General features: G+C 45.7%; 19 protein-coding genes. 17 read left to right on the forward strand and 2 right to left on the reverse strand.

Features of this window, described 5'->3' with window-relative positions; all coding sequences use genetic code 11:
- Positions 1 to 27 precede the first annotated feature (27 nt).
- Both DW642_RS09870 and DW642_RS09875 read left to right on the forward strand, forming a co-directional pair.
- Entirely contained in the window at positions 28 to 588 is a 561-nt protein-coding gene (locus DW642_RS09870) for an RNA polymerase sigma factor (RefSeq protein ID WP_117510070.1), read from the forward strand.
- The gene (locus DW642_RS09875) at positions 585 to 2,039 is read left to right on the forward strand and encodes a serpin family protein (protein WP_117510071.1); all 1,455 of its coding nucleotides are present in this window, start codon (positions 585 to 587) and stop codon (positions 2,037 to 2,039) included. The genes DW642_RS09870 and DW642_RS09875 overlap by 4 nt, the downstream gene beginning before the upstream one ends.
- Positions 2,040 to 2,101: 62 nt before the next feature.
- Here DW642_RS09875 and DW642_RS09880 read toward each other — a convergent pair whose 3' ends face one another.
- Complete coding sequence (locus DW642_RS09880) at positions 2,102 to 3,286, reverse strand: MFS transporter (RefSeq protein ID WP_117510084.1); 1,185 nt, start codon at positions 3,284 to 3,286, stop codon at positions 2,102 to 2,104.
- Positions 3,287 to 3,493: 207 nt separating this feature from the next.
- Here DW642_RS09880 and DW642_RS09885 point away from each other — a divergent pair, with 207 nt between their 5' ends.
- A complete protein-coding gene (locus DW642_RS09885) occupies positions 3,494 to 4,432 on the forward strand; it encodes an AraC family transcriptional regulator (RefSeq protein ID WP_117510072.1) in 939 nt (312 codons plus the stop codon).
- Positions 4,433 to 4,506: 74 nt separating this feature from the next.
- Here DW642_RS09885 and DW642_RS09890 read toward each other — a convergent pair whose 3' ends face one another.
- Positions 4,507 to 5,202, reverse strand: coding sequence for a hypothetical protein (locus DW642_RS09890; RefSeq protein ID WP_117510073.1), 696 nt, complete (start codon positions 5,200 to 5,202; stop codon positions 4,507 to 4,509).
- Between the two features lie 201 nt (positions 5,203 to 5,403).
- Between DW642_RS09890 and DW642_RS09895 the strand changes: the two genes are divergently transcribed.
- From DW642_RS09895 to DW642_RS09960, 14 genes are all read left to right on the forward strand, one after another.
- A complete protein-coding gene (locus DW642_RS09895) occupies positions 5,404 to 5,901 on the forward strand; it encodes a MarR family winged helix-turn-helix transcriptional regulator (protein WP_117510074.1) in 498 nt (165 codons plus the stop codon).
- Positions 5,894 to 8,215, forward strand: coding sequence for an ABC transporter ATP-binding protein (locus DW642_RS09900; protein WP_117510075.1), 2,322 nt, complete (start codon positions 5,894 to 5,896; stop codon positions 8,213 to 8,215). Before DW642_RS09895 ends, DW642_RS09900 begins: the two co-directional genes overlap by 8 nt.
- Positions 8,208 to 10,061, forward strand: coding sequence for an ABC transporter ATP-binding protein (locus DW642_RS09905; protein WP_117510076.1), 1,854 nt, complete (start codon positions 8,208 to 8,210; stop codon positions 10,059 to 10,061). The genes DW642_RS09900 and DW642_RS09905 overlap by 8 nt, the downstream gene beginning before the upstream one ends.
- Positions 10,062 to 10,307: 246 nt before the next feature.
- Positions 10,308 to 11,024, forward strand: coding sequence for a LytR/AlgR family response regulator transcription factor (locus DW642_RS09910; RefSeq protein ID WP_117510077.1), 717 nt, complete (start codon positions 10,308 to 10,310; stop codon positions 11,022 to 11,024).
- Positions 11,021 to 12,337 carry a sensor histidine kinase gene (locus DW642_RS09915; protein ID WP_117510078.1) on the forward strand — a complete coding sequence of 439 codons (1,317 nt, stop codon included), beginning with the start codon at positions 11,021 to 11,023 and terminating at the stop codon, positions 12,335 to 12,337. The genes DW642_RS09910 and DW642_RS09915 overlap by 4 nt, the downstream gene beginning before the upstream one ends.
- 204 nt (positions 12,338 to 12,541) lie before the next feature.
- Positions 12,542 to 13,744, forward strand: a complete 1,203-nt coding sequence (locus DW642_RS09920; protein WP_117510079.1) for a hypothetical protein — start codon at positions 12,542 to 12,544, stop codon at positions 13,742 to 13,744.
- Positions 13,745 to 13,881: 137 nt separating this feature from the next.
- Positions 13,882 to 14,652 carry a hypothetical protein gene (locus tag DW642_RS09925; RefSeq protein WP_022461299.1) on the forward strand — a complete coding sequence of 257 codons (771 nt, stop codon included), beginning with the start codon at positions 13,882 to 13,884 and terminating at the stop codon, positions 14,650 to 14,652.
- Positions 14,645 to 15,499: a hypothetical protein gene (locus DW642_RS09930; RefSeq protein ID WP_055226291.1), complete on the forward strand. Its 855-nt coding sequence runs from the start codon at positions 14,645 to 14,647 to the stop codon at positions 15,497 to 15,499. Before DW642_RS09925 ends, DW642_RS09930 begins: the two co-directional genes overlap by 8 nt.
- Before the next feature lie 4 nt (positions 15,500 to 15,503).
- Positions 15,504 to 16,139, forward strand: a complete 636-nt coding sequence (locus DW642_RS09935; protein WP_022461297.1) for an ABC transporter ATP-binding protein — start codon at positions 15,504 to 15,506, stop codon at positions 16,137 to 16,139.
- A 153-nt stretch (positions 16,140 to 16,292) separates the two neighbouring features.
- Positions 16,293 to 16,592 (forward strand): cupin domain-containing protein, encoded by a 300-nt coding sequence (locus tag DW642_RS09940; protein ID WP_022461296.1) that lies wholly within the window; start codon positions 16,293 to 16,295, stop codon positions 16,590 to 16,592.
- A 12-nt stretch (positions 16,593 to 16,604) separates the two neighbouring features.
- Entirely contained in the window at positions 16,605 to 17,546 is a 942-nt protein-coding gene (locus DW642_RS09945) for an AraC family transcriptional regulator (protein ID WP_022461295.1), read from the forward strand.
- 203 nt (positions 17,547 to 17,749) lie between these two features.
- Positions 17,750 to 19,126 (forward strand): ABC transporter substrate-binding protein, encoded by a 1,377-nt coding sequence (locus DW642_RS09950; protein ID WP_022461294.1) that lies wholly within the window; start codon positions 17,750 to 17,752, stop codon positions 19,124 to 19,126.
- A 187-nt stretch (positions 19,127 to 19,313) separates the two neighbouring features.
- Positions 19,314 to 20,201 (forward strand): carbohydrate ABC transporter permease, encoded by an 888-nt coding sequence (locus tag DW642_RS09955; RefSeq protein ID WP_022461293.1) that lies wholly within the window; start codon positions 19,314 to 19,316, stop codon positions 20,199 to 20,201.
- Positions 20,201 to 21,007, forward strand: coding sequence for a carbohydrate ABC transporter permease (locus tag DW642_RS09960; protein WP_022461292.1), 807 nt, complete (start codon positions 20,201 to 20,203; stop codon positions 21,005 to 21,007). The genes DW642_RS09955 and DW642_RS09960 overlap by 1 nt, the downstream gene beginning before the upstream one ends.
- Positions 21,008 to 21,031 lie beyond the last annotated feature (24 nt).

Genomic DNA, 21,031 nt, shown 5'->3' on the forward strand with positions numbered 1-21,031 from the left:
GATGATAGATGAAAGGGGGATTTCCATATGGAGGATACTCATATTGTCCAAATGTACTGGGACAGGAACGAAACAGCGATCAGCGAGTCTGCGATGAAATATGGTACATACTGTACGTCCATTGCACAGAATATTCTGCAGAATCCGGCGGATGCAGAAGAATGTGTCAACGACACCTGGCTTCACGCGTGGAACGCTATGCCGCCGCACCGGCCGTCTCTGTTATCCACATTTCTTGGAAAAATAACGAGAAATCTTTCGTTTGATCTGTATCGAAAAATGCATCGCAAAAAACGCGGAGGAAGTCAGATGGATGCAGTATTGGACGAGCTGGAAGAATGTGTTTCGGGAAAAGATGATATCGAGAGGCAGTGGGAGATGAAAGAACTGATCGCGGAGATCAATCAGTTTCTGCAGAAGCTGCCGGAGGAGAAACGATGCATGTTTGTCCTGCGGTACTGGTATGTGGACAGTATCGGCGAAATCGCGGGGCGTCTGGGCAGAAGCGAAAACTATGTTTCAGTTACGCTGAACCGGATCCGTGGGAAACTGCACATACACTTGACGGAAAGGGGGTTCGAAGTATGAAGAAAGAAGAACTGTTTGAAACACTGAGTGACCTGGATCCTGCTATGGTGAAAAAGGCGCGGGACTATCAGCGTTCCCAAGGGGCTGCATGGAAAAAATGGACGGCCGCGGCAGCCTGCGCGGCGATCATCGGCGGAGCTGTGCTGGGGGTTACGACATGGAGAAATGGACAGGAGAGTTCGGCAGTCCGTTACCCGTCGGGGCTAAAGACGGTTATGGCAGCTTATCCGGCATCTGTGGCGCAGACGATGGATGCACAGGAATTTATGGAAAGTGATGCGCACTGGGACTGGTGGAATTCCTACAGGGAACTGACGACAAAATCAGCGGAACTGCAGTCGGGAATGGATGCGTATTATCAGAAACTGATGGAACAGATGCTGGTTTCCGATAATGAAAATACCGTCTGCTCGCCGATCAATCTGTATATCGCGTTTGCGATGCTGGCGGAAACTTCGGATGGAAATACGCGGCAGCAGATTCTGGATATGCTTGGTGCGCAGGATATGGACACCTTACGGAAAAATATTTCTTCGCTCTGGAAAAGCAATTATGCAGACACGCCCGCGCTGAAAAGTGTGTTGGCAAATTCGCTGTGGCTGGATGGTGAGGAAACATACAATGACACAACGCTGCAGCGGCTGGCGGAACAGTATTATGCATCGACCTTCCGTGGGACTCCTGGATCGGAAGAGATGAATCAGGCTCTGCGGACCTGGACGGATGATAATACCGGAGGGCTTTTAAAAGAATACACCGAAAATATGGCGATCGCCCCGGAAACGGTATTTGAACTGGTATCAACCATCTATTATAAGGCGATGTGGCGGGAGAATTTCTGGGAAGTGAATACAGAGAAGGAAACCTTCCACGGAGCTGCGGGAGATACCACTGTGGACATGATGAAGAAAACGGAATGGATGGATGTCTACAAGGGCGAACATTTCCGTGCAGTCAGCCTTAGCCTTCAGGACAGCGGCTCCATGTATTTCCTGCTTCCGGATGAAAATACCGATGTCAATGAACTGGTATCGGATCCGGATCTGATGAAGGTTATACGGCGGGATGAAAGCAGTGATAACTGGTATTCCCCTATGGTGAACCTGTCTGTTCCTAAATTTAAAGTATCGGAGAAAACAGACCTGATCGAAACGGTGCGCGCACTGGGTGTAACGGATGCACTGGATGCGGATCTGGCAGATTTCAGCCCATTAACAGGGGACAAAGAGAATTTATACCTGAGCAAAGCAGACCACGCCGCCATGCTTGAAATCGACGAAAACGGAGTAACCGGAGCAGCGTATACAGAACTCGGCGTTTCAGAAACCGCAGCAGAAATACCGGACGACGAAATCGACTTCGTACTGGATCGTCCATTCCTGTTTCTTGTCACGGGGCAGGACGGATCGATTCTGTTTTCGGGAGTTGTGAGAAATATTGCAGAGACATGAAAAAAAGGAGCCGGACTGTCCGGCTCCTGTGTCTGAGACACGTTACAGTATCTCTTCGGTGCTTATTTTTGCTCTGCGTTCCTTTGTCGAAGCAGAAAAACAGACAAAATCAGTACCGCAGGGAAAATGCAGCCGGCCAGCATACCTGCCTTCAGATCGTCGCCGGTGTTTTGTGTGACAAATCCAATAACAAATGGTCCAATGGAACCACCCATATCTCCGGCCATGGCGAGAAGTGCGAACAGTGCAGTTCCGCCGAGTGGAATTTTAGAGGATGAAATACTGATGGTTCCCGGCCACATAATTCCTACGGAGAAACCACACACAACGCAGCCTATAAGATTTAAAAGAGGATATGGTGCGAGAGCTGCAGCCAGATAACAGATCAGGCAAAGTGTACCGGATGCGATCATAAATTTTGTTAAGTCAATTTTTTCCCCGTATTTACCATAGAAGGTTCTGCTGATGCCCATCATCACAGCAAACAGGCACGGTCCTGCAATGTCTCCAATGCTTTTTGAGAGACCTAATGCAGACTCGGCATAAGCGGAAGCCCATTGCGCCATCGAAATCTCGCTTGCTCCGGCGCAGACCATAAGAACAAGGGAAATCCAGAAAATGGGAAGACGGCACAGCTGACGAATGGTAAGTCCTTCTTCGCTTCCGGTGAGTGATTCAATCGGGCAGGAAAGGAAATTAAACGTATTGTACAGTGGAAGTACAGCCCAGATACATGCGAGGATCGGCCAGCGTTCCATACCAAAAACTGCCAGAAAAGCAGTGGAGAGTAAGATGACGCCTACAGACCCCCAGCAGTAAAAGGAGTGAAGCAGACTCATAACGCTGTCCTTATTGTCAAACGGACAAGCCTCTACGATTGGGCTGACAAGAACCTCAATCAGTCCGCTTCCGGCGGCATAGATCATGGCACTGAGCAAAATTCCTGCATAGGCATTTGGCAGAATATTGGGCAGAAAGGCAAGTCCAATCAGGCCGCAGGCAGAAAGAATCTCAGAAGCAACGACACACCTGCGATAACCGATTTTATCGACATATCTGGCACAGAACAAATCGACAAGAAGTTGTGTGAAAAAGAATACTGTCGAGATAAACGCAATTTTTCCAAGAGAAATATGGTAAGTTCTGTGAAAGGTAAGAAATAGTAAAGGTGCAAAATTTGCAGAAATTGCCTGCGTGATAAATCCAAGATAACAGGCAATTAAGGTTTTGTGGTAGTTCTTTTTCATAGTGATATACTCCGTTTTTAAAAATGTCAGAACTGCTGCGGCCGTAGTGTTCGTTTCGTTGCCGTTCACCGTGTTCCATGGAGCGACAACGATTCTTTTTGTATAATAACGTAAAATGGTGTCGCTTTCACTGGAATATATCGTCTGTTTATTGTATAATATCGCAAAATAGAGAGGGTCGTGCCTGAAAAACGGAGGCGGGGAAAGATGGAGTTTAATACATTTTATAACAAGATCCAAACGGATGAAACCATGATGGAAACGATACAGCATGGAAACAGTGAATATCCGTTTCAATTGTATTACGACGATCTTGCGTTGTTTGATTTTCATTGTGTAGAATGGCACTGGCATGTGGAGTTTGAGTTTGTTTTTGTACAGGAGGGAACAGCAACCTTCTGGATTGGCGAAAAGCAGCTTTCACTGGGACAGGGAACGGGCATTTTTATTAACTCAAAGATTTTGCATCGCTATTTTTCTGAAGGCCATGCGATTGTGCCAAATTTCGTTCTGAAACCGACATTTCTCGCTTCGGCAGACAGCCTGATTTACAAAAAATACATTGCACCGATACAGGCGTGTAAGGTGGACTGCATTGTCTTTTGCAGGGAAATAAAATGGCAGGCAGAAGCACTGGAGCTCATGCAGAAAATTCTCAAAGCACAGGAATCAGACAAAGACCGGGAACTGGTTACTTTATTTCTGACGCAGGAATTGTGGCACTTGCTTTATTTGCACATGGATTCGGAAGTGCTGCAGAAAAAAAGAGAAAATACGGCATCCTCACAGGGAAGAACCCAGCTGATGATGCAATATATTCATCAAAATTTCCGACAAAATCTTACATTGGAGGATATCGCCGGGCAGGCTATGGTGAGCAAAAGTACGGCATTGAATCTGTTCCGAAGATATCTTCACGATACGCCGGTGCATTATCTGGTGAAGTATCGTCTGCAGGAGGCTGCAAAGCTTCTGGCCACGACGGAGAAAAAGATAACTGTAATTTCCGGCGAGACGGGATTTGAAAATATGGATTATTTTTGCAAAACATTTAAGAAATATTATGGGAGGACACCGACGGAATATCGAAGAAAAAAACAAATGGATACGGATGACAGAGAAGGGATCGTTCAAGAGGTAGTGTAAGAGAAAACGGAAAAATTACATTCTGAAAAAGGAGCGGAATCCGGTGTGGGTTCTGCTCCTTTTTAAATGGAAAATTATGGAATATATTTATTCGGCACAGCCAAAAACTCTTCTACATATTGCTCCAGTGCCGCAAGCAGCTCTTCAAGCGGAAAGACCTTCAGATCCTGCGCGGCTTCCGGCGGGACGGAGAGGAAGTGATGGAGGAGGTCAAGTACCTGTTGGACGTTCTCATACGGAATTTCTGTGATTCCAGGGTTCGTGACGTTAGGATTGAGATCGAGCGGGATGCAATAGCGGTCGACAAGATATGTATTCATTCGTGTATAGTCCCCGTAATAATACTCCTCCGTGAGATATCTGGAAAAAGGAATGGATGTCCGCGATTTTTTGATATAAACCGTTGCAATCTCATCTCTCATATCTGTAATTTCCCCATCCGCATTATAAAATTCCACAATCTGAGGAATGAAATCCTTAAAAAATTTCCGGTCAATATAAAGATGAAAATAATATCCCAGTGCGCTCGAATCTGGCAGAAGTGAACGGTATTTCGCTGTAAACCGTGTAAGATCCGGGAATACCATCATTTTTTCGCGGTAAAGCGGATCGCGGAAATGGGAGGATTCTTTCTGCTGCGTCGCATCCGGCAGAAGATTTCCGATTAGAAAATCATTTACCGATGAAATCGGATATGGAAAATCCGGGTGGGACGGGAGGTGCTTTAACAGCATTTGGGCTGCGGTGAGATGTAAAATAAAACCTGGCATGGGAATGAAGATGTCCTTTCGTATTTGCTTCTAATCTAAACAAAATGGCAGCGTTTGTCAAATTCTATTTGAGTGGCCTGATTTCTAAAAAAAACATAAACACCGACAGATTTCTTGACATGGAAATTTACCGGTGTTATTATTTAACACAAGTAAATAAATAACACTGTTAAGTATTTGCGCAAAAAGGAGGGGGAAACCGTGAAAGATGCATTTGAAAAACTGTTTCGTGCGATGCACCAGTTTAAAAAACTGAACGTATCAGACCTGATTCCGGGACTCAGCAGTTCCGAGTTTTCCGTCATGGGTGCGATTTTGCAGATGGGAGAAAACGGAAAAATTACAAGCTCAGAGCTGGCAGCGAAGACCAAAACGCTTCCGCCGGCTGTGTCGCGGACACTGCGCGGACTGGAGGAAAAAGGATATGTAGAGCGGACCGTTGACAAAAAAGACCGCAGAAATACGTATATCAGTCTGACAGAGCAGGGCTGGAAAAAGGGGGAAGAGGTACGGGACAGAATGCATGATTTTGGCTGCTCTGTGATGTCACAGTTAAAGGAAGAGGATGTAGATCAGCTGGTTGCTTATCTAGATCGTATCTATGAGATTGCAGAAAAAGAAATTGAAACCCGAAAACGACAGAATTCGTGTGCCGGCAAGCTGGTACACCGGAAAGAAGAAAGGGGAAAAAATGAGTAAGATTTTCAAGAATATGCTCCCGTACTGGAAATCGATTCTTGTGATTCTTATGCTGTTGTTTGTCCAGGCGTGGTGCGACCTGTCGCTCCCGTCGTACACATCTGATATCATCGATGTGGGCATTCAGAACAGCGGTGTTGAGCACGTTACACCGAAACGAATCACAGAGGAAGAATTTCAGACAGCAAAGTTTATCATGACGGATGATGAGGCAGACTTGTGGGAAAGCCTTTATACGAAAAAGGACGGCTATTACGAACGGAACAAAGCTTCCGAAAAAGAACTAGATACAGCGGATGAAACGCTGACCGTTGCACTCCTTATGAATTACCAGATGGGTGCGATGGAAGAAACTGCCTTCAAACAGCTCGTGGCACAGCAGACCGGTCAGGATGCGTCCGTGTTTGAAAACATGACGATAGAGCAGATCGGAGAGATGATGCATGTGGAGCTGAAGAGCTTCCGGCAGGAAAAAGAAGATGAGGATGGAAACAAGGTGGAAGTGACCTGCGTGGATGTCCGTCCGATTTTTGCGTCTATGCTCGAGAGTGGACAGATGGATAAAGACACTGTGCTCTCGATGCGCGACAGCATGGAAAAAACGCTTGATACGATGGGAAGCTCCCTGGTAAAATCGATGGGCATTGCGTATGCAGTTTCCGCAGACAAAGCGGCGGGCCTCGATGTAGACCAGATTCAGAAAATGTACCTTCTGACCGCAGGCCTCAAGATGGTCGGCATGGCACTCCTGATGGGTGTGGTAACTGTTCTCGTCGGACTGTTTGCCTCCCGCGTCGGCGCCGGAATCGGCCGCGATCTGCGCGAAAAAGTATTCAAACGGGTTGTCGGATTCTCCAATGCGGAGATGGATCAGTTCTCCACCGCATCGCTGATTACCCGAAGCACGAACGATATCCAGCAGATCCAGATGGTCTCCGTCATGGTGCTGCGAATGGTTGCCTACGCTCCGATCCTTGGCATCGGCGGTGTGCTGAAAGTCATGAAAACGGGAGCCGGTATGGAATGGATCATTGTTCTTGCGATCATCGTCATTCTCGGATACGTGATGCTGCTTGTCTCCCTTGCGATGCCGAAATTCAAGCTGATGCAGAAACTGGTCGACAACATCAACCTCGTATCGCGTGAAATCCTGACCGGACTCTCTGTCATCCGTGCGTTCGGAAGAGAGGACAAAGAGGAAGAGCGCTTCAACGGTGCGAATAAGGAACTGACCAAAACAACCCTGTTCACCAACCGCGTCATGACCTTTATGATGCCTGGTATGATGATGATTATGAACGTGCTGACCGTCGGAATCGTATGGTTCGGTGCACATAAAATCGATGCCGGCACGATGCAGGTCGGTGCAATGACTGCATTTATTACCTACGCCATGATGATCGTCATGTCTTTCCTGATGCTGACAATGATGTCAATCATGCTGCCGCGTGCCGCTGTTGCCGCCGGCCGTATCGATGAAGTCATTCAGACAGAATCCTCCATTCAGGATGTCAAAAATCCGGAGCAGCTGGAGGTTCACAACGGAGTTGTCCGCTTCGATCACGTCAACTTCCGTTATCCGGGCGCCGAGGAGGATGTGCTGCATGACATCGACTTCGTTGCCGAGCCTGGCAAGACGACGGCGATCATCGGAAGCACCGGCTGCGGTAAATCGACGCTGGTCAACCTGATCCCACGTCTCTATGATGTGACGGGCGGAAAGATTACGCTCGACGGAAAAGATATTCGAAACATTACGATGAAGGATCTGCGCGATGAGATCGGTTTCGTGCCGCAGAAAGGTGTGCTGTTCTCGGGAACGATCGCATCCAACCTGCGCTTCGGAAAAGACGATGCGACGGATGCGGAGATCGAAAAGGCAGCCGCAATTGCGCAGGCAACCGAGTTTATCGAGGCAAAAGATGACAAATACGAAACCGCGATTGCACAGGGCGGAACGAACGTATCCGGCGGACAGAAACAGCGTCTGGCGATTGCGCGTGCGATTGCAAAAGACCCGAAAATCTTTATTTTCGACGACAGTTTTTCTGCACTTGACCTGAAAACGGATGCGGCGCTTCGAAAAGCACTGGCGGAGAATGTCAAAGACAGCACCGTGATCATCGTGGCACAGCGGATCAGCACGATTCTCCATGCGGAGCAGATTCTGGTGCTCGATGACGGAAAGGTAGTCGGAAAAGGTACGCATGAGGAACTGCTGAGAAGCTGCGAGGTTTACCAGGAGATTGCGAAATCCCAGCTGTCAGAGAAAGAGCTTGGACTGAAGGAAAGTGAGGTGGCTGACCATGAGTAATGAAATGAACCAGCAGCCGCGCAAAAGAGGACCGATGGGACGGATGGGCCGCGGCATGCAGCCGGGCGAGAAGCCGAAAGATCTGAAAAAAACGATCAAACAGCTCGCTCAGTACATCGGAAAATATAAAATTGCGATTTTTATCGTTATGATCTGTGCCGCATGCTCAACGGTGTTCAACGTTGCCGGACCAAAGATTCTCGGAAAAGCTACGACCGCACTGTCCGAGGGACTGATGGAAAAGATCCGGGGCACAGGAAGCATTGATTTTGCAAGAATCGGAACGATTCTGCTGTTTGTACTTGGCCTGTATCTGATGAGCGCCCTGTTCAGCTTCATCCAGGGATGGATCATGACGGGCGTGACGCAGAAGGTGTGCTATCAGCTTCGAAAAGAGATTTCGGAGAAGATCAACCGTATGCCGATGAAATATTTTGAGAGCCGCACGTACGGTGAAGTGCTCTCACGCATCACAAATGATGTCGATACGCTTGGCCAGGGACTGAACCAGAGTATCACGACGATCATCACCTCGTTGGCAACGCTCATCGGTGTTCTGATCATGATGCTGAGTATCTCCCCATTGATGACGCTGATCGCGCTTGTGATCCTGCCGATTTCAATGGGACTCATCGGACTCGTGACAAAGAAATCACAGAAATTCTTCCGTGCCCAGCAGGAATATTTAGGCCACATCAACGGTCAGGTTGAGGAGGTTTACGGCGGCCATCTCGTCATCAAGGCATTTAACCGCGAGAAGGATACGATCGAAGAGTTTGAAAAAACCAACAATATTCTTTACGATTCCGCATGGAAATCCCAGTTTTTATCCGGTATGATGCAGCCGATTATGATGTTTGTCGGAAATTTAGGCTACGCCTGCGTGGCATTGACCGGCGGACTTCTGGCGATCAAAAACGTGATCACGATCGGTGATATCCAGGCATTTATCCAGTATGTGAAAAACTTTACCCAGCCGATTCAGCAGATTGCGCAGGTTATCAACATGGTACAGTCGATGTCGGCGGCATCCGAGCGTGTCTTTGAATTCCTGAACGAGGAAGAGGAAGACCAGATTGTCGAGAATCCGGCAGCAATCGAGACTGTGACAGGAGAAGTCACCTTCGACCACGTACATTTCGGCTACAACCCGGAGCAGATCATCATCAACGATTTCAGCGCCAAAGTAAAACCGGGCCAGAAAACCGCGATCGTCGGCCCGACCGGAGCCGGAAAGACGACGATGGTCAAACTGCTGATGCGCTTCTACGATGTCAACAGCGGAGCCATTCTGCTGAACGACCACAACATCAAAGACTTCAACCGCAGAGAGCTGCGCGATGCCTTCGGTATGGTCCTGCAGGATACGTGGCTGTTCAAGGGAACCATCATGGAAAACATCCGCTACGGCCGGCTCGATGCGACAGATGAAGAAGTCATCGCAGCAGCAAAAGCCGCAAGGGCCCACCACTTCATCCAGACCCTGCCGGGCGGCTATCAGATGGAACTGAATGAAGATGCCAGCAATGTGTCGCAGGGACAGAAACAGCTGCTGACGATTGCACGCGCAATCCTTGCTGACAACAAGATTCTGATCCTCGACGAGGCAACCTCATCCGTCGACACCAGAACCGAAATCGAGATCCAGAAGGCCATGGATAACCTGATGAAGGGCAGAACAAGCTTCGTCATCGCCCACCGGCTGTCCACGATTCGTGATGCGGATCTGATTCTCGTCATGAAAGACGGAGACATCATCGAGCAGGGCAACCATGAAGAACTGCTTGCGAAGAATGGGTTCTATGCTAACCTTTACAATTCGCAGTTCGAGGATATAGTTGCGTAACAGCCTTTGCGGGCGATATAAATTTATTGTAACAACACCTGAGTTGGCAAAACGGTTCAGGTGTTGTTTTTTTTCTCGAGGGAAAATCTCGTTACATTTTCCCGTCAGGCAAAAAAGCTCTCAGAGCAGAATGATCTGATGTTTGTCCCAGATCATGCATGTTATCCCAGGTTACTTGAGAGAAAAGAAAAAATTTGGTATGCTGTTGAGAAGTAGAATCTTCGATAAGAAGCACGGGGGAAAATAATGAATTTAATTTTATGTGATGATGATAAAGTGTTTTTAAATAAACTGGAAATCAGAATTCGAGGTTTATGTCAGAAACATAAGATTGCAGTGGAAATGGAGTGCTACGTATCTGCGAAGGAGATGCTGGAAGGAATCAAAAATCTTGATGAGATTTCTGTTTTTTTTATTGATATCGATATGCCGGAAGTGAATGGATTTGAGGTTGCATCGTATCTGAAAAAGTGGAACAGGGAATGTTGCATTGTGTTTGTATCGAATAAGGATGATCTGGTGTTTCAGTCATTGGTGTATCATCCATTCTTTTTTATCCGCAAGGCACATCTGGATGAGGAACTGGAGCCGCAGCTGCTGGAACTGCAGAAAAAGGCAGGAAAGAAAGTTCCCCAAATAGAACTGCAGACAGGGCGTCAGAGTGTAAAACTTGCATTGCGTGATATCTGGTTTGTGGAGAGCGAGAAGAACTATCTGCTTTTTTATCGGGAAAAAGATACGAGGGATGAGGCGATTCGCGTAAGGATGAAAATGTCAGAAGCGGAGAAAAAACTAGAAGCGCATAAATTTGTAAGGACCCATAAAGGATATTTGGTTAACATGAACTATGTATATCGGTTGCGCGAAAAAGAACTTCTGCTATTGAACGGGAAAAGCATTCCTGTCAGCAGAAATTATCTGAATCAGGTTCGAATGAAAATTATGGGAGTGGTGATGGAATGAGTGCAGCATTTTGGAAGGTCTTTGAACTTGCAATTTCTGTTTGGGAAAACATACTTTTGTTGGAATTCTGCATGGATTTTATGCAGCAGAAACCCAGAGGGAAAAAAGGTAAAGTTTTGTGGGGAATTGCAGTGCTATTTGGGCTAATCTTTCCTGCGTTGGAAAAGTATCCTGCGTTATATGACAGGTGGGAAATGTGGATCACATTGATTTGGCTTTTTGTCTATTTGATGGTGGGTACACAGGGAAGTGTTCTGAGAAAGGTTACTGCAGCGGTAGTTGCGAGAGCAGTATTGATGATGGTAAACACAGCGATCCTTTTCGGCGGCAGTTTTATCCTTCAAGAAAGTGTTGCATCGTTTATTCAAGATCAGGATACAGTAAGAATTGCGCTCGTGCTATTATCAAAAATTTCTTATTTTTTTGTTGGTAAATTACTAAATAGTCTTTTGTTTGAACGAGAGAATCTGATAAGCTGGCAATGGATTGTCATGGGATGCAACCTTGTTTTCTCAATTATTGCGGGAGATACTATGATTTTGGTAGTAAGAGATCTGCCAAGTGTGCAGATGCAGGAACAGAAATGGATTTTGCTGTGCGTATGCTGTATCTGGCTGATGTGCCTGATTATGTACTTTATAGTACAGCAAATGAGCAAGGATAATCAAACAAAGCTAGAATATGAACTGATGAAAGAAAAAGAGAAATATTCAAAGGAAAGTATGGAAATTATTAAGAGAAGTAATGAAGAATTACGAGAATTTAAACATGATTTGAAAAATTATCTTTTACCTCTGCAAGAGGCAATGGAGACCATGCCGCAGTCGGAAATGGTAAAGGTATGGGAAAAAATTAATCAGAAAATTGAAGATGTGCAGACACTGATTCAGACCGGAAACAGTTATGTGGATTCTATGATTAATACAAAAATTACTCTTGCGAGAAGTGAAAAAGTAGATGTGAAATGTACGATTCTGAGCAAAATGGAAGGAATTGATGATTTGGAGTTTTGCACTGTGTTTGGAAATCTCATGGATAATGCGATTGAAGCAGAGCGGAAAGTTACAGGGAAGAAAGAAATTATAATTTTTGTAGAGGAAAAAATGGGATATCTTCGGTTGGAGATTCAAAACAAAATTGAGAAATCTGTTTTAAATGAAAATTCAAGTTTAAATACGACGAAGAAAGATACAAGCAGTCACGGGATTGGGCATAAAAGTGTAAAACGGACGATGGAAAAGGTAGGTGGTGCGTTAAAGTATTATGAGACAGAAGATTTGTTTTGCGCAGAGGCAGTGTTTCCGATAAAATAAGATAAAACGTAATAAAAAAGACTTTGTTTGTATGAAGGAAGCAAAAAGAATGCGGATTTCAAAGAACAAAGTCTTATTTTTTGCTATCTGTACTGATTATCCCAGATAGAGCATGATATCCCAGATCCGTTGACGATGGAAAAAAATTTCGCTATGCTTCGAGTAACAGAAGAGAAAGAACGAAATTATGAAAAGAGGGGATATATGGGAAAGAAAGTGTTGGGAATTATGGTGATATTACTGTTCTTTACAGGATGTCAGAATATGGGGAATGAGTCAGAAAATTTGCAGCAGGTAGAAAAACAGGAAAATGGAGAAGAACGGAATAGTTCTATCAGCAATGATGAAACGGAAACAAATGTGACACATGAAAATGATCAGGAATTAAGCGATGGTGAGCATATTAGTTTTCAGCTTGGCAGTCAGGCAAAAATTGATGCGGTTGTTGACATGCCTGACAAAAAATGGAACGAGTTTGAAAAATGTGTGATAGAAGTGGATGGATTTCAAGGAGAAAGTGTGTTCAATAAAATACTTGGGAAAATCCCGGAAAGTGGATTGGAAACAAGAAAAGGAGACACAGGAGAGCCGGATGTTTGTTATTCGTATGAGGGAATACTTGGCGAACAATTAAAAAATCAAAATGGAACGGTGTCTGTCAGCAATATATTAGGAGTGGAAACGGAAGAAGGAAAAAAAGTTTATTATAATTTACCTGTTGAATATATTACATCAGCCTATGGTGAAGGGATTTTGGTCAGAGACAATGAGCAGAAAATTTCATTGGAAGACGAAGAAAAGCTGATAGAGGAAGGAAAAGAGTTTGTTAGATGGATTGGAGACTGGGAAAAAGTTGAATTGACCAGTAAATACAGTTTTTCGTATGAACAGATGGAAAAACAGCAGGAATTAATGGAACAGGCAATCGAGAATGGAGAATTGCTAAAGCCTCAGAAGATTCAGAAATATGAGTGGTCAAAAGCAGATGATTGTTTCCTGTTGTTTTTTCAGGGTTATCTGAATGGGGTTCCTGTATTATGCAATGAAATTAACCGGCAGGATGATCTTTATATTCCGTCATCTAAAATACAGGCTGTTATAACGGAGGGCGGAATTCAATATCTTCAAGCAGTTAATCACTATGCTATTCGGGAAAAGGAACCGGTATCTCTTGCGGAAAAAGATATTATTTTGGAAACGCTGAGAAATAAGTATGATTTGGCAATTGCAGAGCCGATTACGCTGAATCAGATGAAACTGATTTATTACCCGATGACAACGGGAAGAAATGAAACAGGGCATTGGATGTGTGATATGATTCCTGCGTGGCAGTTTCGATTTATAGAAGATGAGATCGAACAGTATGTTTACATCAATGCACTGGATGGACGGGAAATTGCAGGGTGAGTTTGTCTGAGATTTACGAGTTACTCAAAGAATAAATTGTTTTGCGGAAGATGTGACTCCGGGCTAAGCGGGTCACATCTTTTTAAAAGACGAAGAGGATAAGAGATTGTTGCGGAAGGACAAGAAGGTGATCTTTCATGAATTTTTTTCGAATGATAAAAATGGATTTTAAAAGAATGTTTTTATCAGGAAAATTTTATTTTGCCATCGCAGGTGCGATGCTGGTTACCGTGTTAAACATCAGTCAGGAAGCAATGCAGAGCCGGTGGAATGCATCGGTATATTACCTGGTTGTCAGCAGTCATGGTGTGGGGGCATTTTTTGAAGTGTTTTCTGTGCTGGCTGTGCTGCCGTTTGCGCTGAGCTATTGGGAAGACAGCAGAAATGGCTATCTTAGATGCATTGAGACACGCATAGGGAGAACAGCATATTGCTGGTCGCATCTGGTGGTTGCCTTTTTCGGTTCTGTGATCAGTATTTTTCTGGGAATGGCAGTTGTTTATGGCGTTTTGGCATTAAAAATACCGTGGATAAAAAAAGAAGAGCTTGAAACATTAACAGGCAGTTTAAGCTATGGAAATGGACTCGTCCTGCCGTTTTACCTTGCCGCAAGATTTGGAGTTGAGGCTGTCAAGTATGCATTTATGGCAGTTTTTGCGCTTATGATATCGGGAAAAATAAAAAATCTGTTTGTGCTGGTCAGCACACCGGCTCTTTTTTATTATGCAAGCCAGCTTGTAGCAGAAGCGCTGCAGCTGCCGGGCCAGATGAGATGGTACCAGCTCCATGGGGGAAGTATCCGGAATTTTAAGGATTTTTTTGTGATAGCTGGTTATTTCCTTATTCTGACAGGAATGGAAGGTGTAATTTTCGTGCGAGTGGTAAAGAGGAGGGCGCAGAATGGATAGAATACGGATGAGCCTTCGGGTATGTCAGATACGTTTGCGGAAAACATTCACAACACCACGGTTTTATGTTGCGCTGTTGTGGATTGCGATCCTTTTTCATGTAATGACGGTGGGTATTCGAGGCTTCTGCGAGCAGACCGGAGTTGATGTGACTTTTTGGATGCTGCCGTTTATGACCAGATATAATGGAGACCAGATTATCATTGTTCTTGGGGCTCTGCTGCTTTTCTGTGATGCTCCGTTTCTGGAACCGAACAGCGGGTGGCAGATTTTGCGGGCCGGGCGGAAAAGCTGGTTTTGGGGAAACATGCTGTACATTGTGGTTGTTTCCTTTTTTTACACCATATGCTTAAGTATGATTCCGGTACTGCTTGTGTTTCCGAATGTAGGGTGGGAAACCGGATGGGGGAAGGTGATCAGTACGCTGGCTCAGACGAATGCGGCATATACCTTTGACCAGGAACCGTTGGATTATCTGATCCTTTCGAGATTTTCGCCGCAGGAGGCAATGGGACTCACAATGCTTGCGATCTGGTGCCTGTCGGTTATGACAGGCGTTGTGAGTTATGCCGGAAATTTTCTGGTACACAGGGGATTTGGAATCGTCATCAACTGCGGCATCGCACTCACTGCGCTTCTGCTCAGCAAATTTTCCAGCATCACAATCGGCTATTACTGCGCGCCGCCGCTTTGGATGAATATTGCGAGCTACAAGTGGCAGGGATATGGAAACGGGCCGTCGATGGCATATGTTTACAGTGTCTTTGCGATTGTCATCGGCGCATGCACGATCCTTTCGTATCTCGGGATCCGGAAAAAGGATCTGAACTTTGTGGAGGAAATCTGAAAGAATGGAAGAAAAGATAAGAATAGAAAACGTGACAAAAAAGTTTGGCAGCTACGCGGCGTTGGACGGGATCAGCCTGAGCTTCGAAAAAGGAAAAATTCACGGAATGATCGGAAGAAACGGAAGTGGGAAGACGGTACTGTTCAAATGCATCTGCGGATTTCTCCGGGTGGACGATGGCGCGGTTTTTGTGGATGGAAAACAGATTGGGAAAGAGATCGAAGCGCCGGAGAGTATTGGCGCCATCATCGAGACACCGGGCTTTCTTCCGGGCTACAGTGCCAGACAGAATCTGCAGTTTCTCGCCGGCATCCGCAGGAAGATCGGAAAAAAGGAGATCGATGCGGCCATCCGAAAAGTCGGACTGGATCCGGAAGCGAAAAAGCATGTCGGCAAGTATTCGCTCGGCATGCGCCAGCGTCTCGGTATTGCACAGGCGATTATGGAGGAACCTTCCCTTCTGATTCTGGATGAACCGATGAACGGTCTCGACAACCAGGGCGTGCAGGAGATGCGGCAGCTGTTTTTGAAACTGAAAGACGAAGGAAAAACCATTCTTCTTGCCAGCCACAACCGGGAAGACATTGCAGCACTGTGCGATACGACGGTGGAGATTGACAGAGGAAAGATTGTAGGCTGACGGAAAAAAGTTGCTCGTTTTTGGTGAATCTCATTGTCTTCCGGTGAAGCAGAGAATATAATAAAAACACAGAGAAGATCGAATCTTACGCTATTTGGTGTAGGATGGAGACAGGGAAAACAAAAAAAGATTACGAAAACGAGGACATGAACAATGGCAGACAGACACACAACAGAAAAATTGCTGGAGGGCGAACGCCTTTCCGGAAAGGTGACACTCTTTGCAAAAGTAACGATTTTACCGGGTGATGAGCTTCCGTATCATGAGCATCATGGGGAGACAGAAGCGTATCACATCCTGTCCGGTGCGGGTATGTATCAGGATAACGACAAAACCTACCCGGTGCAGGCGGGCATGACGACGTTCTGCGAGGACGGCAGCGGCCATGCGGTTTCCTGCGCAGGGGAAGAACCGCTCGTGTTTCTGGCGATGATTCAGAAAAAAGTAGAATAAGCAGGTACGGATATGAGCAGAAAGAAAAAGCCCAGAATGGAATACCGCTATTACGAAGTGCCGGAAAAATGCCCGGTGCTGGTGCTGCAGGGAGAAAAATGGTTGCAGAATTATGGGTACCAGATTGATTATCTGCATTTTCATAACCTGATGGAGATCGGTTTCTGCTATTACGGTGAGGGAACGATTGTTTTGGAAGATGAGGAACTGCCGTATCATGGCGGTATGTTTACGGTGGTGCCGAAAAACTTTCCGCATACAACAAACTCAAAAGAAAACAGTGTATGTTCCTGGGCATGGGTGTTTGTGGATGTGGAAGGATTTATTACAGAGCTGTATAAGGGCAATATGCGCATGGCACAAAAGCTGATTGCGCGTATTAACCAGAAGGCCCATTTTGTGAAAAATGAGGAAAGGCCGGAGGTCGCGGAGATGATCAAACTGATCATTAAATGCATGGGTGAAAAACGGGAATTTTATCTCGAGGAAGTGAAAGGACTGACCAGAGCGCTTCTGATGCAGATTGCCAGATGGAATGAAAGGGACGAGGAGCAGGAAAAGAATTCTATTGTAGATGATGCCAGTATCGCTCTGATTCTGCCTGCGCTGGATTATATTGGAGAAAATTATAAAGAGATTCTTCGAATTGAGGAGCTGGCAGAGGTATGTCATATCAGCGAAACACATCTGCGCCGTATTTTTCAGGAATCCATGCGGATGACGCCGGTTGAGTACATTAACTGGGTCCGGATCCGGGCGGCATGTAAGGAACTGCGGAAAACAAATATTTCTGTAAATGAGATTGCAATGCGAAGCGGATTCACAACAATTTCTACATTTAACCGTAATTTCCGCCGGATTCTTGGTGTATCTCCACAGCAGTGGCGAAGTGCACCGGAACATTATGAACGAAAATTGTTGAATTTTGATATAAAAACACAGGAAGGATGGTGATGTCCGTCAAAATGCATATAAATGGTTGAAAATGCATAGTATAGAGTTAAAAATGCGCACAAACGACGGGAAAATATGTTATACTTTGTACATGTTGAGGGAATAAAAACATAAAAAATGTACAAAACAACCAAAAAATTTCTGCGCTGTAAAAAGTGCGGAGGTTCCGGTTGTAAAATAACATCTTAAGGAGGATGTGCAATATGAAAAGAAAAATTGTATCAATCGTAATGGCATCAGCAATGGTATTTGGACTGGCTGCATGTGGTTCCAGCGGAGGAACTACAACAAGTTCCAGCAACGGCGGAAACGATGCATCAGCAGCAAGTGAAACCACTGCAAAATCAGAGAGCAGCGACGTAGTAGAGGGCAGCTCTGATGATGACAACACCTTAACCGTATGGACCTGGGACCCGAACTTCAACGTTTACGCGATCAAGAAAGCAGCTGAAATTTATGCACAGGATCACGAAGGATTCAAAGTAGAAGTCAGCGAAGTACAGTCCGACGACATTGAAACCCGTCTGACCACAGCAGTTTCCGCAGGAGACTTAAGCACTCTGCCGGATATCTTCCTGATGCAGGATAACTCCTTCCAGAAATATGCAACCAACTATCCGGACATCTTCACCGATCTGACCGATTCCGGAATTGATTTCAGCGAATTCTCATCCGCAAAAGTTGCTTACTCTACTCTGGATGGGAAGAACTACGGAATTCCGTTCGACAATGGTGCCGTTATCGAGTGCCTGCGTACTGATATGCTGGAGCAGGCAGGCTTCACCGTAGATGATTTCACAGATATCACCTGGAATGACTTTATGGAGAAAGCAAAAGTTGTCAAAGAGAAAACAGGCCAGCCGATCCTGACATCTCAGGCCGGATCTCCGGACCTTGTTATGGAAATGCTGCAGTCCTGCGGTGAGTCCCTTTTCAACGAAGATGGATCTGTCAACATCGTAGACAACAAAGCACTGAAACCAATCCTTGAGATTTACAGCCAGATGGTAAAAGATGGCACTCTTGTAGAGGTTACTGACTGGGATCAGTACATCGCATCCATCAACAACGGAACTACAGCAGGCGTTATCAACGGATGCTGGATCATGGCTTCCATCACAGCAAATGAAGATCAGTCCGGCAAATGGGCAATCACCAATATGCCGAAACTGGACGGCGTTGACGGAGCAACCAACTACTCCAACAACGGTGGTTCTTCCTGGGCAATTTCTTCCAACTGCAAAAAACAGGATCTTGCCATTGACTTTATGAAATCTACCTTCGCAGGCAGCACAGCTCTTTACGATGATATCATCGCAAAAGGCGCTCTGGCAACCTGGGCACCGGCAGGAGATTCCGAAGCATATGCACAGCCAGTTGCATTCTTCAGCGATGACCCGGTTTACGCAAAGATCGTTGATTTCGCAACCAAGACTCCATCCAACATCACTGGAGCATTCTACTACGATGCACGTGATGCTGTCGGAACCGCACTTTCCAATATCATCCAGACAGGAGCAGATATGGACAGCGAACTTCAGACCGCACAGGAAACTGTAGAGTTCAACATGGGTGGCTGATATCCTGCAATACATAAAAAAGTAGGACGATAAGAAACGGGTCTGCTTCCTGGACAGACAGAAGCAGGCCCGTTCTGTATCTATGCGGTGTGTGTTTGAAAAATGATTTCTGCAGGAGAACATGAAATGTTGTCTGCAAAAAGATTTTTTCAAACACACGCCAGGTAAAAAAAGAAAGGAAGATTCCATGAGCAGTCAGAAGAAAAAAGGAATGAACTTGGAAAGAAAACAGAATCTTACCGGCTGGGCTTTCCTGATGCCGGCAACGATCCTGATCGCATGGATGAGCTTTTATCCGATGATTCAGGCATTCATCCTGTCTTTACAGACAGGTATGGGCATCAACCTAAAATTCAACGGATTTGCAAACTATGCCCGTATTTTAAAAGACCCGACCTTTAAACAGACCTTAAGCAACACCTTCTTTTATCTGATTATTCAGGTGCCGATCATGCTGATCCTCGGCCTGATGTTTGCTTCCATGCTGAACAACAAAGATCTGCGTTTTAAGGGACTGTTCCGTACCTGCATTTTCCTGCCGTGCGCAACATCTCTCGTATCTTACGCGATGATCTTCCGTTCCCTGTTTGCAAATGACGGTTTTATCAACACCGTTCTCCGCGGCCTCGGCATGAACCCGATCATGTGGTTCTCCAATGCGTGGACAGCCCGTGCGGTTATCATCATCGCCCTGATCTGGAGATGGACCGGATACAACATGGTCTTCTATCTCTCCGGTATGCAGAACATTGAATATTCGATCTACGAAGCAGCCAAAATCGACGGCGCAAGCCCGCTGCAGACTTTCTTCAAGATCACCGTTCCACTGTTAAAACCGATGATTCTGCTGACCACAATTACTTCTACCAACGGTACTCTGCAGCTGTTCGATGAGTCCCTGAACCTGACAAACGGAGGTCCTGGAAAATCAACCATGACCATGTCTCATTATATTTACAATATGTCCTTTGTACAGAGCCCGAACTTTGGCTATGCGGCAGCAATGTCCATCCTGATCCTGATCATGGTAGCCATTCTGGCACTGCTTCAGATGAAAGTAGGTGACGAGCGATAATGGGAAAAGCAAAGAAATTTTTCATGTATCTGATTTTAACGGTAGCGTCGATCCTTTCTGTTTTTCCGCTGTACTATATGTTCTGCGCGTCTACAAACAGAAGTATTGATGTCATTGCCGGAAAACTGATTCCGGGTACGTATCTGATTGACAACTTTAAAGCGCTGATTGCGCAGCAGAACCTGCGCCTTGCACTGTGCAACTCCTTCCGGAATGCGACGGTGCTGACCATTCTCTGTCTTCTGGTCTGCTCGATCGCCGGTTATGGATTTGAGATCTATCATGATAAAGCAAAAGATGCGGTATTTACCGTACTTCTGACTGCGATGATGATTCCGTTCGCAGCCATCATGATCCCAATGTTCCGTATGTTTTCCCAGCTAAAGATGGTCAACACGATGGCAGCTTTCATGCTTCCTTCGATTTCAACACCGTTCATGATCATGATGTTCCGCCAGGCTTCCCGTTCCTTCCCGCACGATATCATCGAAGCGGCAAGACTCGATGGCTTAAGCGAGACAGGAATTTTCTTTCGTATGTATATGCCGACCATGAAATCGACGTATGCGGCAGCAACAATCATCACCTTTATGAACGCATGGAACAACTACCTGTGGCCGAAGGTTATCTTACAGAACAATGAATCCATCACCATGCCGATGCTGGTAGCGAACCTGCTCGGCGGCTACACTGTAGATTATGGTGTGCTGATGCTCGGCGTATTTATCTGTACGATCCCGACAGCAATTATTTTCTTCTGCTTCCAGAAGAGCTTCACAGAAGGTATCACAGGTGCCGTAAAATAAGAAAAAGAATCGAACAGAAAAGGT

It is taken from the genome of Blautia sp. AM23-13AC (genome assembly GCF_003435675.1).
Classification (GTDB): Bacteria; Bacillota; Clostridia; order Lachnospirales; family Lachnospiraceae; genus Fusicatenibacter; species Fusicatenibacter saccharivorans.

What these genes read in the sequence shown, in the direction of transcription:
- DW642_RS09870 (WP_117510070.1), top strand. Translation starts at nt 28, where the DNA reads ATGGAGGATACTCATATTGTCCAAATGTACTGGGACAGGAACGAAACA.
- DW642_RS09875 (WP_117510071.1), top strand. Translation starts at nt 585, where the DNA reads ATGAAGAAAGAAGAACTGTTTGAAACACTGAGTGACCTGGATCCTGCT.
- DW642_RS09880 (WP_117510084.1), bottom strand. Translation starts at nt 3,286, where the DNA reads ATGAAAAAGAACTACCACAAAACCTTAATTGCCTGTTATCTTGGATTT.
- DW642_RS09885 (WP_117510072.1), top strand. Translation starts at nt 3,494, where the DNA reads ATGGAGTTTAATACATTTTATAACAAGATCCAAACGGATGAAACCATG.
- DW642_RS09890 (WP_117510073.1), bottom strand. Translation starts at nt 5,202, where the DNA reads ATGCCAGGTTTTATTTTACATCTCACCGCAGCCCAAATGCTGTTAAAG.
- DW642_RS09900 (WP_117510075.1), top strand. Translation starts at nt 5,894, where the DNA reads ATGAGTAAGATTTTCAAGAATATGCTCCCGTACTGGAAATCGATTCTT.
- DW642_RS09905 (WP_117510076.1), top strand. Translation starts at nt 8,208, where the DNA reads ATGAGTAATGAAATGAACCAGCAGCCGCGCAAAAGAGGACCGATGGGA.
- DW642_RS09910 (WP_117510077.1), top strand. Translation starts at nt 10,308, where the DNA reads ATGAATTTAATTTTATGTGATGATGATAAAGTGTTTTTAAATAAACTG.
- DW642_RS09915 (WP_117510078.1), top strand. Translation starts at nt 11,021, where the DNA reads ATGAGTGCAGCATTTTGGAAGGTCTTTGAACTTGCAATTTCTGTTTGG.
- DW642_RS09920 (WP_117510079.1), top strand. Translation starts at nt 12,542, where the DNA reads ATGGGAAAGAAAGTGTTGGGAATTATGGTGATATTACTGTTCTTTACA.
- DW642_RS09925 (WP_022461299.1), top strand. Translation starts at nt 13,882, where the DNA reads ATGAATTTTTTTCGAATGATAAAAATGGATTTTAAAAGAATGTTTTTA.
- DW642_RS09930 (WP_055226291.1), top strand. Translation starts at nt 14,645, where the DNA reads ATGGATAGAATACGGATGAGCCTTCGGGTATGTCAGATACGTTTGCGG.
- DW642_RS09935 (WP_022461297.1), top strand. Translation starts at nt 15,504, where the DNA reads ATGGAAGAAAAGATAAGAATAGAAAACGTGACAAAAAAGTTTGGCAGC.
- DW642_RS09940 (WP_022461296.1), top strand. Translation starts at nt 16,293, where the DNA reads ATGGCAGACAGACACACAACAGAAAAATTGCTGGAGGGCGAACGCCTT.
- DW642_RS09945 (WP_022461295.1), top strand. Translation starts at nt 16,605, where the DNA reads ATGAGCAGAAAGAAAAAGCCCAGAATGGAATACCGCTATTACGAAGTG.
- DW642_RS09950 (WP_022461294.1), top strand. Translation starts at nt 17,750, where the DNA reads ATGAAAAGAAAAATTGTATCAATCGTAATGGCATCAGCAATGGTATTT.
- DW642_RS09955 (WP_022461293.1), top strand. Translation starts at nt 19,314, where the DNA reads ATGAGCAGTCAGAAGAAAAAAGGAATGAACTTGGAAAGAAAACAGAAT.
- DW642_RS09960 (WP_022461292.1), top strand. Translation starts at nt 20,201, where the DNA reads ATGGGAAAAGCAAAGAAATTTTTCATGTATCTGATTTTAACGGTAGCG.